Here is a 12,286-nt window from a genome sequence, read left to right on the forward strand (position 1 = left end):
CACGCACTGCCTATCCGGTTGTCTGGCGCATCATGGACGCGCTTGAAGCAATCGCAGCCTTTTTGTGGCCCGCGCGGGTCAACCGCGCCGTGCCCTATCTGATGCTGCTGCCGGCCATCGTGCTGGTGGGGCTGCTGGTGCTGGGCCTGATCCAGATCGCGGATACCAGCCTGCGCACGCTCGACACCGCGACATTCCTGATGTCGGATTATTACACGCTCGCCAATTACAAGCGCGCGCTGACGGAAACCCTGTTTGCAACCGTCGCATGGCGCAGCCTGTTCGGCTCGCTCGTCGTGACCGTGTTCACGCTCATTCTGGCCTTTCCCTATGCCTATCTCATGGTGCGCACGCCGTCGGCGGCATTGCGCAAATTCCTGCTAATCGCGCTGTTTCTGCCCTTCTTCATCGGGCAGGTCGTGCGCGCTTATGGCTGGCTTATCATTCTCGGCAATCAGGGCATGGTCAACGAGGCGCTTGGTCTTGTCGGCATCGCGCCTATGCGGCTGCTCTATAATTATCCGGCGGTTCTGTTCGGTCTCATTCAATATATGCTGCCATTCGCCGTGTTGATGCTTGCACCGGCGCTGACCGCCATTCCGGAAGAAATGGAAGCGGCGGCAAGTTCGCTCGGTGCAAACTGGCTGCGGACCTTTGCCCATGTCGTCTTGCCCATGGCCCGCCCGGGTCTGATCGGCGCGGGACTGGTGGTGATGACGCTGTCGCTCACCGATTTTGCCGTACCGGCCATTCTGGGCGGCGGATCGCAGGATTTCATCGCCAATGCGATCTATGACCAGTTCTTCCGCACGTCCGATCAGGGACTGGGCGCAACGCTGGCGCTGCTTCTGGTCGGCGTCGGCTCCATCCTCGTCGGGATCGTGTTCACGCTGTTCGGGGCAGGCACGCTTGCCATGGGGAGGGCGCGCAAATGACCTCGCCACTGTCGAAATCCATCGTCATCTGGACATTCGTGATCGCCGTTCTTGTGCTGCTTTCCGCACCGACCATCGTGGTGCTTGGAGCTTCCTTCACATCCGGCAACATGATTACCTTTCCGCCGGAAGGGTTTTCGCTGAAATGGTATCAGAAGATCGCCGGAACGAGCGACCTCTGGGATGCATTTCTGCGCTCGCTCTACGTCTCCTTCATCTGCACTATCGTCGCCATTCCGGTCGGAACGCTCGCTGGCATAGCGCTGGCGAAATATGCAGTGCGGTTTGAAAAGACGATCCAGATTTATCTGCTGTTGCCCTTCACCATTCCGCTGATCGGTTCCGGCATCGGTCTCATGCTGATCTTCGGTCAGGCTGGAATTTTGGGCCAGCTCTGGCCGGTGGGGATTGCAGCCTGCGTCATCAATCTGCCCTTCATGATCTGGGCTGTGACAGCAAGTGCCGCCAATCTCGATGCCGATCTGGAACTTGCCGCCGCCAATTGCGGGGCAGGGCCGATCTCGACATTCTTCTTCGTCACGCTGCCGGTCGTGGTGCCGGGCGTCATCAGCGGCTCGCTTCTGATGTTCATTCTGGCGCTCAACGAATTTCTGGTCAGCCTGCTTCTGGTCGATGCGCGCATCGTGACGCTGCCGGTACAGATCTACAATTCGATCCGGTCCATCATCACGCCAGACCTTGCGGCCATTTCCGTCGTCTTCATCGCCTGTGCCGCTGCCGCCATCTTTCTGCTCGACCGGCTGGTCGGGCTCGACATCTTCCTCAAATCGAAATGACCGGTTGCGCCACCACCGCAACCAGCAAGGAGCCGATCATGTCCGATGTTTCTTTTCACGAACTGGCAAAACTGGACGACGCAGCGCGCGCCGAACTTCTCAAGCGCTCGGAAACCGATCTGTCCGGCTTTATCGAGAAGGTGAAGCCGATCATCGAAGCCGTTCGCACCGAAGGCGATGCCGCGCTGGTGCGGTTTGCGCGCGATCTCGACAAGGCTGAGGTCGATCCGGCGAACATCAAGGCGACGGAAGCCGAGTTCGATGCCGCCTTCGACAAGGTGGAAAAGGACGTGATCGAGGCCATTCAGTTCGGCATCGACAATATTCGTCACTTCCATGAAGAGCAGAAGCCGGAAGCGATGTGGCTGAAGGAAATGCGTCCCGGCGCCTATGCTGGTGACCGCTTCACGCCGATCCGTTCCGTCGCGCTCTATATTCCGCGCGGCAAGGGCGCGTTTCCGTCTGTCACCATGATGACCGCCGTGCCCGCTGTGGTTGCCGGTGTGCCGGAACTTGCAATCGTCACCCCGCCGACGCCCGACGGTTCCGTCGATGCTGCAACACTTGTTGCCGCACGCCTTGCCGGTGTGGAAACCGTCTATAAGGTTGGCGGCGCGCAGGCCGTTGCTGCCGTCGCCTATGGCACGGAAACGGTGAAACCGGCGCTCAAGATCGTTGGCCCCGGCAGCCCATGGGTGGTTGCTGCCAAGCGCCTGCTTGGCGGCGTCATCGATCCCGGCCTGCCTGCGGGGCCTTCCGAAGCCGTCATTTTCGCCGACGATACGGTAAAGGGCGGGCTCGCTGCACTCGACCTCCTGATCGAGGCGGAACATGGCCCGGACTCATCGGCCTGGCTCGTCACGCACAGCCGCCGCGTCGCGGAAGAAGCGCTTGCCGCATTACCGGACCATTGGGCACGCATGACCGAACAGCGCGTCGGCTTCTCCAAAACCGTGCTTACCGGCAAATATGGCGGCATCGTGCTTACGTCATCCGTGGAAGAGAGCTATAAGTTCATCAACGACTATGCGCCGGAACATCTGGAGCTTCTTTCAACCGATCCGTTCGCGCATCTTGGCCACATCACCGAAGCTGCCGAAATCCTGATGGGACCGCATACGCCGGTCGTCATCGGCAATTTCGGCCTTGGCCCCAATGCTGTGCTACCAACCAGCCGCTGGGCGCGCACCTATGGTCCGCTTTCGGTGACGGATTTCGTCAAGCGTTCGTCCATCGGCTATGTGACCGCTTCCGCCTATCCGGAATTTGCAAAACATGCCCGCACGCTGGCGCGTTACGAAGGGTTCTCCTCGCACGAGAACGCCGTGTCGGAAATCCGCAAGGATTACCTCTAGAAAGAGGCGGGGAGGCTGACGATGAAGGCTGTCCGGCTTTATGCGGCGAAGGATTTGCGGGTCGAGATGATCGACCCGCCTGCGGCGCTTGAACCGGGCTGGGTTCGGCTCAAAGTGTCGGCCGCGGGCATTTGCGGCTCCGATCTGCATAATTTCATGACCGGGCAGTGGATCAGCCGTTCGCCTTCGGTCGCAGGCCATGAATTTGCAGGTGTCGTGACCGAAACTGGCGCCGGCGTGACCGGCTTCAAACCCGGCGATACGGTGATCGCGGACTCCCGCTACTGGTGCGGCGAATGCCAGTCCTGCAAAAGCGGCAGGCACAATGTCTGCGAAACGCTGGGGTTCATCGGTGAAGTCTGCGATGGCGGTTTTGCCGAGGAGACAGCACTTCCTGCACGGCTCCTCGTTCACTGCGATCCGGCCATCAACCCCGTGGTCGCCGCGTTGGGCGAACCGCTTTCGGTGGCGCTACACGCGATCCGCAAGCAGCGCGTGCCGTCGGGCGAAGCGGTTCTCGTTGTGGGTTGCGGTCCGATTGGCGGGCTTGCCGCGCTTATTCTCTCCCGTTTGCATGATGGTCCGGTGCTGGTCTGTGACCGCAACGATCAGCGCGCCGATCTCGTTTCAACCGTCACCGGCGCAATCAAGGTTCCGCTCGACAAGTCGGCAATTGAAGCCGCACTTGATGGCCGGCCAATCCGCTATGCGATCGATGCCACCGGTAATATCAGCGTCCTCAAGGCAACGCTCGACGTGCTTTCCGGCGGCGGCTCACTGGCACTGGTCGGCATATCCCATGGCAAGATCGAGCTTGATCCGAACAGTCTGGTCGAGCGGGAGATAAGCCTGATCGGCTGCCATGCCTATCAGGACGAACTGCATGAAATTGCAAAGCTTCTGCCTGATCTTGAGGCGCCGCTGTTACAGCTTGTCGACCGGGAAATCTCGCTCGATGAGGTTCCGGATGCCTATGCCCGGCTGATAGCGGGTGAGGCGAACGGCCTGAAAACGATCATACGGACAGGGATGTGACCCATGGATGCTGGCGACAAATCGGAATCCCATCATGCCGCTGGCATGGAACTGCCCGAAACCGCCGGGCCGCTCTATGAAAAGGTCAAGGCGCAGGTGCTGGATAACATCCGCTCCGGTCGCTGGCCCGGCAATCATCGCCTGCCGTCGGAACACGAACTGGTGGATGCACTCGGCATTTCCCGCATGACCGTCAACCGAGCCCTGCGGGAACTGACCGATCAGGGCATATTGAAGCGCATTCAGGGCGTCGGCACTTTCGTCGCCCCTCCAAAGCCGGAAACGACGCTGATCGAAGTCGTCAATATTGCCAATGAAATCAAGGCACGGGGAGGACAGCACAGCGCCGAGGTCATTACCCTCGATATCATTGAGCCAACGCCCGGCCTGCTCAATGCTTTCGAACTTCAAAAAAACATTCCCATCGCCCATTCGCTGATCGTGCATTTCGAAAACGACGTACCGGTGCAGCTGGAGGAACGGTTCGTCAATACCAGCCTTGTGCAGCATTATGAACTGCAGGATTTTCGGGCGATCACGACCTACGACTATCTTCAGAAAAGCACGCCGATGACCGAAGTCGAGCAGGTCATTTCGGCGATCACACCCGACGCCGAGATAGCACGCTTGCTTCGTCTTGATGACGGGGTTGCCTGCCTGCTTCTGGACCGCCGGACATGGACTGGTGAAACGGTAGCGACCGTCAATAAGCTGGTCTATGCCGGCAATCGCTACCGTCTCGGCAGCCGCTATAAGCCGGAAATATATAGATAATCTATCTCTGACACCGCCATCGCATTATGTTGCTTCAGTTTCGCGATCGAGGAACTGCAACATGGTAAATGAAGCGTCCACCCTGAGTGCATCAAGCCGTTGGCGAAGGCGTCAAAGGAAGCAGCAGTCAGCCGACCTTCGCCGTCGTTAAGGGCATACATTGCATTGTGGATTGCCTGGGCCTGCGGCGACTTTCAAAATCATGATACGGCTTCACTCCCGGCCCTGTTGGACAACGTCTCCAAGGAGAGCACAAAGGTTGCCTGCCGTTGCTATTTAAGATATGGGTAATCCACTTATCCTATATCATATAGGTCGTGTGATGAAGTTAAGTTTTCTGGGTGTCAGTCACTGGCATTCAACCATGCATGCCGAAGCGGCACTGGCAGCGGGGGCAACCGTCAGTGTGGCCTGGGACCCCGATATGATGGCTGCGGCGGCCTTCGCCGATAAATTTTCCTGCGCTGCCGCCTCAAGCCTTGAGGACGCTCTCAAGGATGCTGATTTCGCCGTGGTGATGGGGCGTCCCTTCGAGATTGCGGATCGCGGCCTTGCCGTTATGCAGGCTGGCATACCGTTGCTCATCGAAAAGCCGATAGGCATATCGGCTGCGGCGTCGGAGCCCCTTATTGCCGCGGCTGAACGCAACAAGGCCTTTGTCGCCGTGGCGCTGCCGCATGGGCTGGGCATGATGAAGGCGGTGCACAGCCTTGCCGAGGCGGGACGCCTCGGTGCGATCTCGCATTCGCATTTCCGGCTGATAAACGGCCCACCCCAGCGTTATGTGAATGACGGCGTATCCTGGGTGCTTGATCGCGGCATTGGTGGAGGAGGGGCCTTGCGCAACCTCGGCATTCATGGCGTCAATGCATTCCTCACCCTTGCGGGCGCGCAACCCGTCGAGATTGTCAGCAGTTCGCTGGGGCGCCCGCTTCATGGAACCGAGGTTGAGGATTATGCCGCTGTGGTGCTGCGCGCGTCGGATGGAATGCTCGGCATCGTTGAGGCCGGTTACACATTTGCCTCCATGACACGCGGCCTCTTTGAATGGCGAATATCCGCGAAAAATGCGTCATTGACCGATGCTGGCGACCGGCTGACGCTTGCGACACTCGACGACGAGGGCGAGCGGAATTTGCCGATCACCTTGCCAGCCCATCGTTACAATGACGTCATGGCCGACGCATTGCAGCGTTTTTCGCACGGCTTGCCGCCTGCCACGTCGCTGGCTGATTGCCGTCGCGCCATGGAAATCATCGATCACTGCTACGCTCTCGAAGGAGTCTGACATGCTTGGCATCGGTATCATCGGCGCGGGCCATTTTGGCGCGGCCCATGCAAAGGCGCTCCAGTCTGTCCCGAATGCAAGGCTGGCTGCGGCCTGCCGCAACGATGCGGAGGGCCTTGCGGCTTTCACAGGAGCTTTCGGCGGCAAGGGCTATCTCGATTATCGTGAACTCTTGTCCGATCCCGATATCGAAGCCGTGGTGATTGCGCTGCCGCACCATCTGCACACCGATGTCGCCATCGCCTGCGCCGAAGCGGGCAAGCACATCATGATAGAGAAGCCGATGGCGCCGACCGTTGCCGAATGCCGTGCCATTCTTGCCGCCGTCAGGAGGGCCGGTGTCACGCTCATGCCCGGCCATACGATGCGCTTTTCTCTGCCTTTCGTGGCAGCGAAGCGGATCATCGATACGGGAGAGCTTGGCAGCATGCGTTACGGGTCGAGCCGCATGGTCAAGCTATGGATGGAAGGAAACCGCCGCGACTGGCATCTTGATCCGGAGATGGGCGGCGGCATGCTGTTTACCGCCGGTATCCATGCGCTGGACCGTCTGCTTGCGTTTGCCGGGCGTCGCGCAACCCATGTCAGTGCCATCACAGCCACGTCATTTCATCAGCAGAAGGCAGACGATGCGGCTTTGCTGCTCCTTCGCTTTGGAGATGAGGCTGCGGGGCAGGTTGCCAGCATCGGCTATTCCGATGGAGCCTTCATATCGGGCGATGAACTGGTCTTCGATAATGGCGTCCTGACGGTGGATTTCTTCAAGGGTGTCACCTTGGGACGCTCTCTCAAATGGCAGCCGGTCGAGGATTCGATTGAGCCGGACGTGCCTGAACAGGCGCTTGTCCGTCAGTGGCGCGCCTTCGTCCGGGCAGTCGAAACGGGCACCGTGCCTCCCGTAACAGGTGAGGACGGCCTTCACGTGGTCGCTTGTATCGAATCGGCCTTCAAGGCTTCGCGCGAGCACCGGGAAGTGGCGGTCGAGGCATAAGCGGTATTCTGTTGGAGCGCCGTGCATCCAGATTGGTGCACGGCGCGCCCGGGAGTATCAATCCGAAACGCTGCCCATCCAGATTTTGGGCGTGCGGATACCGGGGCGGATTTCGCCGGAAGGCAAGATAAGCTTGCCCTTCCAGTTCACAGGCTGGGTCGTGACGGGTGCAGCGCCGGGAAAAGAACCGACCTGTTCCCATTTCCGGTCCTTGGTGTCATAGGCCAGAATTTCGGTATTGAAGCCGAAATGATGGTCGGCCAGGAAGGTCAGGGCCGTATTGGCCTTTTCCCATTCGGGCGTTCCGCTCTCATGCTTGGCGCGCTCCGTTTCAAGCCCGGACAGCACATTCCAGCGGTCCACATCCTTGTCACCGCCGACGATCAGCATATAGCGATCATTCACGCCAAATGCTTCGCCCGCCATGGCGGGAAACGGCATATCGGGCAGTTTTTCCCATGTCTGGCTGGCCGGGTCGAAAGCATAGGCGTCGTCATGGATATGCCAGACATCATCTTTCTTGTTGCGGCCGGAGGCGACGATGAACTTTCCGCCGACAGCGGCGGCAAGGGCTGTGTCGCGCGCTTCGCCGGGAAAGGCGGGAAGCGGTTTCCACCCCGCATCGGGCTTGCCGAGGTCAAGCGCGTAAACGTCCTTGCCGGTTTGGTAATAGACAGTCTCGCCGATCAGCGCCGCTGCGCCATAGCTGCTGGCGGCGGGGAGCCGGGGATAATCCTTGAACGTGACCTCGTCCTTGTCCGGCTCATAGCGCATCAGGAAAACGCTTGCCGACTTTTCGACCTTCGCGCGTTTTGCGCCATTCGGCCCCGCCTTGAAGCCTTCTCCGCCAATGACCAGTACGCCATCGGGCAGGCTTACCGTCGCCGCATAACCGATGGCTGAAGGCAGCAGGAATTCCTTCTTCTTCCAGCTCTCCTTGTCGAGGTCGAGGACGAAAAGCTCATTCCAGTAAACCTTGCCGAGCGTGTTGGCTTCGTTGGGCATCTTGCCCGGTTCGGGAAAATTCGCGCCGCCGCCGACCAGCAGATAATTGCCATGAACGCCGGTGATCGGACCTGCAAGCCCGATCTGCCGCCAGTATTTCTCCTTCACCGGAATGGCGTCGTTCCACGCTTTGGTGTTGGCAGGTAGGGACGGCAGTTCCTTCCATTGAAGCGCGATGCCGTCCGCCAGTGCCGGGCTTGCGCAGGCAAGCGCCAGCGCAAGGCCGGTGCCGGAAAGGTATCTGGATAGTATTTTCATGTCGTTACTCCCATTTTGACAGAAATATCCATTGTTTGCAGCGCAGCTTCCGGGCTCTCATTTAAATGTCATCACGGATACAAGCCTTGAACTGGCCTGGTCGCACCTCGCGTAACTGCGGAACGGTTGCGGCGCACGCATCGATAGCCTTGGGGCAGCGGGTGCGGAATACGCAGCCGCTTGGCGGGTTGGCGGGGCTTGGAATGTCGCCGCGCAGGATCTGCCGTTCCGTTCTGGCATCCGGGTCGGGAGAGGGGATGGCAGAGAGCAGGGCCCGTGTATAGGGATGCTCCGGGCGGGCATAAAGATCTTCGCTGCTTGCGATTTCCATGATGCGGCCAAGGTAAAGCACGATGACGCGATCACAGATATATTCGACCACCGCCAGATCATGCGAAATGAACAGCATCGTCAGGCCAAGCCGCTGCTGGAGATCGCGGAGCAGGTTTACCACCTGCGCCTGAATGGAAACATCAAGCGCGGACACCGGCTCATCGGCCACGATGAAATCCGGTTCCAGCGTGAGCGCGCGGGCAATGCCGATGCGCTGGCGCTGACCGCCGGAAAATTCATGGGCATAGCGATTGATGGCGTCGGGCGGCAATTCCACCTGTTCCAGTGCCTTGCGTGCCCGCTCCTGCCGCTCCGCTTTGGTGCCGATGGCCTGAATATTGAGGCCTTCCATAAGTATTTCACCAATCGTCATGCGCGGCGAAAGCGAGGCGAACGGGTCCTGGAATATGTATTGCATCCGCTGACGCTTTCGGCGCATTTCACCCGCTGAAAGGGTCGCGACGTCGGTTCCGTCGAACATGATCTGGCCTGCGGTCGGCTCGATCAGGCGCAGGACCGAGCGGCCGATCGTCGTCTTGCCGCTGCCGGATTCGCCCACCAGCCCGACCACTTCGCCACGCGCAATATCGAAGGAAATATTGTCCAGAATTTTCAGCGTGGCGCTGCGGGTCTCATAGTGTTTGGCAAGTCCGCGCACGGATAGGAGGGGTGTTTCAGTCATGCGGCGATCTCCTGCCAGCGAATGCAGCGGCTGCCATGGTGTTCGTTGACGGATGCGAGCGGCGGAACGACCGCGTGGCACGCTTCGACAGCGAAGGAACAGCGCGGCGCGAAGGCGCAGCCCGACGGCAGATCGGCAAGCCCAGGCACCATGCCGGGAATGGTGTTCAGTTTCTCGCCGCGCCTCTTCATTTCCGTGGCGTCGCCAAGCCGTGGCATGGAGCGCAGCAGCCCCATCGTGTAGGGATGGCGCGGATTGCGGAACACTTCCTTCACCGGGCCACTCTCGACGATCCGGCCGGCATACATCACCACCACACGCTGGGCGATTTCAGCGACGACGCCCAGATTATGGGTGACGAACAGCATGCCCATGCCACTTTCGCTTTGAAGCTTTTGCATGAGGTCCAGAATCTGGGCCTGAATGGTGACATCCAATGCGGTCGTCGGTTCATCGGCGATCAGGAGCGTCGGATTGCATATCAGCGCCATGGCTATCGTTGCACGCTGGCGCATGCCGCCGGACAATTCGTGCGGATACTGCCCGGCGCGGCGGCGGGCATCGGGAATGCCTACCCTGTCGAGAAGTTCCACTGCCGCTTCAAGCGCCTCGCGGCGGCTTGTGCCCCGGTGAACCCGCAAGGGTTCGCCGATCTGGTCGCCGATCGTATAAACCGGATTGAGGCTCGTCATGGGTTCCTGAAAAACCATGCCGATATCGTTGCCACGAATGCGGCGCATGGCTTCGTCATCAATGGCGGCAAGGTCCACGGTCTGCCCGCTCTTGCCGCGCAACAGAATGGAGCCCGCATCGATGAAGCCCACTTTTCGGGCAAGAAGGCGCATGATGGAGAGGCTCGTCACCGATTTGCCTGAGCCGGATTCACCGACAAGCGCCACGGTCTCGCCGGGATCGACGGTGATGTCCACACCATTGACCGCGACGATCTCACGCGCGCGGGTACGGAAGACAGTGCGCAGTCCCTTGATGTCGAGGATCGGTTGCCGGCTCATGACGCTCGCCTCAATCCAGCAGGCCGACGCTGCGCAGGATCGCGTCTATGCGGCCTGCTTCCGCCGCGTCAAGCGCCTGGCGCGGGCGTGCCATCTTGTTGGTGGAAATAATGCCGAGATTGCGCATCGCAGTCTTGAAGCCGCCGACGCCGGTAGCCCCACCGCTGACGCGGTTTGCGCCAACCCAGACGATTTCGAAGAGGCGGCAAAGGCGCTCCTGCTCCTTGCGCGCGGCCACCCAGTCGCCGCGCTGCGCGGCATCCCAAAGCCGCACATAGCCTGCCGGATCGACATTGGCGAGGCCGGGAACAACGCCGTGTGCGCCCATCAAAAGCGCGTTGTCCACGACGGTTTCCGAGCCGGTCATAAGAAACACGTTCCTGTTTTCGGCCAGATCGAGCAATGCATAACGGAAATTGCCGTCATCGCCGGAGGAATCCTTCAGTCCGATGATCGTGCCTTCATTGGCAAGCGTCACCACGGTCTGGCGCGAGAGCTTGGTATGGACGCAGACCGGAATGTCATAGGCAATCAGCGGAATATCGACCGCATCGCGCACCATGCGGAAATGATCGATGATCTCGGGCTGGCTGGTGATTGTGTAGAAGGGAGCGGTGACAACGACCGCATCGACGCCGACGTCCTTCGCGGCTTTTGCATGGGCAATCACGCGGTCGGTGGCCGGGTCTATGACGCCGGCAATGACCGGAACACGGCCGTTCGCTACTTTCACCGTATGTTCAAGAATCCTGCGCCGTTCTGCCTCGTCATAGAACACCACTTCGCTGGTGGAGCCGAGCGCGAAAAGGCCATGGCAGCCGCCTTCGATCAGATGTTCGAGAACACGGGTATAGGAGTCGTAATCGACCGAGTGGTCGTCGTTGAGCGGGGTGACAACGGGAGGGACAACGCCAAAGAATTTCGACATTTCATATTCGCTTTCTGGTTCAGTTGAGTTCTGCGCGGGGGTCGAAGGCATCCCTCAGACCATCACCGATGAAGTTGATCGCCAATACGGCCAGCACGAGTGCGCCTCCGGGGAAGAGCCATTGCCATGGGAACTGTTCCAGCACCGCGGTGGAGCGGGCGGCGTTGAGCATGTTGCCCCAGCTTGCAGCCGGTGGCGGCACGCCGAGGCCAAGGAAGGAGAGGCCGGCTTCGAGCAGGATGGCATTGGCCACCTGCAGCGTTGCATAGACGACGAGAATATCGATCGAATTGGGCAGGCCATGACGGAACAGGAGGTGGCCGAGGCCAGCTCCCATGCCGCGCGACGCCATGACGAATTCACGCTCGCGCAGCTCCAGAAGGCGTGCGCGGATCATGCGTGAAAGCACCGGCCAAGAAAGAAGCGCAATGACGACAACCGTGGACCAGATGCCTGAACCGATGATGGAGGCCAGAACCAGCAGGAAGATGACCGGCGGCAGCGTCATGGCAAGATCGACCGAACGCATGGCAATCGCATCTGCCCAGCGCCCGCCAAGGGCGGAGATCGCACCGATCAGGAAGCCGATGGCCGTGGAAAGCACGACCGACGACACGGCGACGAGGAGCGAAATGCGCCCGCCCTCCATCGTCCGGGCGAAGACGTCGCGGCCCACTCCGTCGGTTCCGAACCAGTGCTTCCAGCTTGGGCCGGAATTCATCGCCAGAAGGTCGATATCGTTCGGCTTGTAAGGCAGCCACAGTGGATAGGTCAGCACCGCGAGCAGAAGCGGGACGAGCAGGACGAGGCCGAATATCGCGGCGCGGTTCTGTATGAAGCGGTTCGCGGAGCGGGCCATCGGCCCTGCGGAAGAGGTAACGGACTGGCCCAT

12 protein-coding genes are annotated in these 12,286 nt (G+C 60.0%); 7 read left to right on the top strand and 5 right to left on the bottom strand.

Annotated elements, in window-relative coordinates; all coding sequences use genetic code 11:
- The 7 genes from JNC70_RS00005 to JNC70_RS00035 form a co-directional block, all read left to right on the top strand.
- The coding region (locus JNC70_RS00005) for an ABC transporter permease (protein ID WP_374788516.1) at window positions 1–935 on the top strand (935 nt) is incomplete at its 5' end.
- Window positions 932–1,732 carry an ABC transporter permease gene (locus JNC70_RS00010; RefSeq protein ID WP_006468850.1) on the top strand — a complete coding sequence of 267 codons (801 nt, stop codon included), beginning with the start codon at window positions 932–934 and terminating at the stop codon, window positions 1,730–1,732. The genes JNC70_RS00005 and JNC70_RS00010, both read left to right, overlap by 4 nt.
- Before the next feature lie 38 nt (window positions 1,733–1,770).
- Complete coding sequence (gene hisD / locus JNC70_RS00015; protein WP_104754608.1) at window positions 1,771–3,087, top strand: histidinol dehydrogenase; 1,317 nt, start codon at window positions 1,771–1,773, stop codon at window positions 3,085–3,087.
- Window positions 3,088–3,108: 21 nt separating this feature from the next.
- Entirely contained in the window at window positions 3,109–4,122 is a 1,014-nt protein-coding gene (locus JNC70_RS00020) for a zinc-dependent alcohol dehydrogenase (RefSeq protein WP_104754564.1), read from the top strand.
- A 3-nt stretch (window positions 4,123–4,125) separates the two neighbouring features.
- Window positions 4,126–4,896: a histidine utilization transcriptional repressor HutC gene (gene hutC / locus JNC70_RS00025; RefSeq protein WP_104754565.1), complete on the top strand. Its 771-nt coding sequence runs from the start codon at window positions 4,126–4,128 to the stop codon at window positions 4,894–4,896.
- Between the two features lie 322 nt (window positions 4,897–5,218).
- A complete protein-coding gene (locus tag JNC70_RS00030; RefSeq protein ID WP_104754609.1) occupies window positions 5,219–6,184 on the top strand; it encodes a Gfo/Idh/MocA family protein in 966 nt (321 codons plus the stop codon).
- A 1-nt stretch (window position 6,185) separates the two neighbouring features.
- A complete protein-coding gene (locus JNC70_RS00035; protein WP_104754566.1) occupies window positions 6,186–7,175 on the top strand; it encodes a Gfo/Idh/MocA family protein in 990 nt (329 codons plus the stop codon).
- 57 nt (window positions 7,176–7,232) lie between these two features.
- On the opposite strand, the gene JNC70_RS00040 is transcribed toward JNC70_RS00035, so the two are convergent.
- The 5 genes from JNC70_RS00040 to JNC70_RS00060 all read right to left on the bottom strand — a co-directional run bounded on the left by JNC70_RS00040 (window position 7,233) and on the right by JNC70_RS00060 (window position 12,286).
- Entirely contained in the window at window positions 7,233–8,438 is a 1,206-nt protein-coding gene (locus JNC70_RS00040; RefSeq protein ID WP_104754567.1) for a tRNA wybutosine-synthesizing protein 4 beta-propeller domain-containing protein, read from the bottom strand.
- Between the two features lie 61 nt (window positions 8,439–8,499).
- Window positions 8,500–9,453: an ABC transporter ATP-binding protein gene (locus JNC70_RS00045; RefSeq protein WP_104754568.1), complete on the bottom strand. Its 954-nt coding sequence runs from the start codon at window positions 9,451–9,453 to the stop codon at window positions 8,500–8,502.
- A complete protein-coding gene (locus tag JNC70_RS00050) occupies window positions 9,450–10,466 on the bottom strand; it encodes an ABC transporter ATP-binding protein (protein WP_104754569.1) in 1,017 nt (338 codons plus the stop codon). The genes JNC70_RS00045 and JNC70_RS00050 overlap by 4 nt, the downstream gene beginning before the upstream one ends.
- 10 nt (window positions 10,467–10,476) lie before the next feature.
- Window positions 10,477–11,394 carry a dihydrodipicolinate synthase family protein gene (locus JNC70_RS00055; protein WP_104754570.1) on the bottom strand — a complete coding sequence of 306 codons (918 nt, stop codon included), beginning with the start codon at window positions 11,392–11,394 and terminating at the stop codon, window positions 10,477–10,479.
- A gap of 19 nt (window positions 11,395–11,413) precedes the next feature.
- Complete coding sequence (locus JNC70_RS00060) at window positions 11,414–12,286, bottom strand: ABC transporter permease (RefSeq protein WP_104754571.1); 873 nt, start codon at window positions 12,284–12,286, stop codon at window positions 11,414–11,416.

It is taken from the genome of Brucella oryzae (assembly GCF_041929965.1).
Lineage (GTDB): Bacteria > Pseudomonadota > Alphaproteobacteria > Rhizobiales > Rhizobiaceae > Brucella > Brucella oryzae.

Coding starts and splice junctions, on each gene's coding strand:
- JNC70_RS00020 (WP_104754564.1), top strand. CDS start 3,109: ATGAAGGCTGTCCGGCTTTATGCGGCGAAGGATTTGCGGGTCGAGATG.
- JNC70_RS00045 (WP_104754568.1), bottom strand. CDS start 9,453: ATGACTGAAACACCCCTCCTATCCGTGCGCGGACTTGCCAAACACTAT.
- JNC70_RS00055 (WP_104754570.1), bottom strand. CDS start 11,394: ATGTCGAAATTCTTTGGCGTTGTCCCTCCCGTTGTCACCCCGCTCAAC.
- JNC70_RS00030 (WP_104754609.1), top strand. CDS start 5,219: ATGAAGTTAAGTTTTCTGGGTGTCAGTCACTGGCATTCAACCATGCAT.
- JNC70_RS00035 (WP_104754566.1), top strand. CDS start 6,186: ATGCTTGGCATCGGTATCATCGGCGCGGGCCATTTTGGCGCGGCCCAT.
- hisD (WP_104754608.1), top strand. CDS start 1,771: ATGTCCGATGTTTCTTTTCACGAACTGGCAAAACTGGACGACGCAGCG.
- hutC (WP_104754565.1), top strand. CDS start 4,126: ATGGATGCTGGCGACAAATCGGAATCCCATCATGCCGCTGGCATGGAA.
- JNC70_RS00040 (WP_104754567.1), bottom strand. CDS start 8,438: ATGAAAATACTATCCAGATACCTTTCCGGCACCGGCCTTGCGCTGGCG.
- JNC70_RS00060 (WP_104754571.1), bottom strand. CDS start 12,286: ATGGGCCAGTCCGTTACCTCTTCCGCAGGGCCGATGGCCCGCTCCGCG.
- JNC70_RS00010 (WP_006468850.1), top strand. CDS start 932: ATGACCTCGCCACTGTCGAAATCCATCGTCATCTGGACATTCGTGATC.
- JNC70_RS00050 (WP_104754569.1), bottom strand. CDS start 10,466: ATGAGCCGGCAACCGATCCTCGACATCAAGGGACTGCGCACTGTCTTC.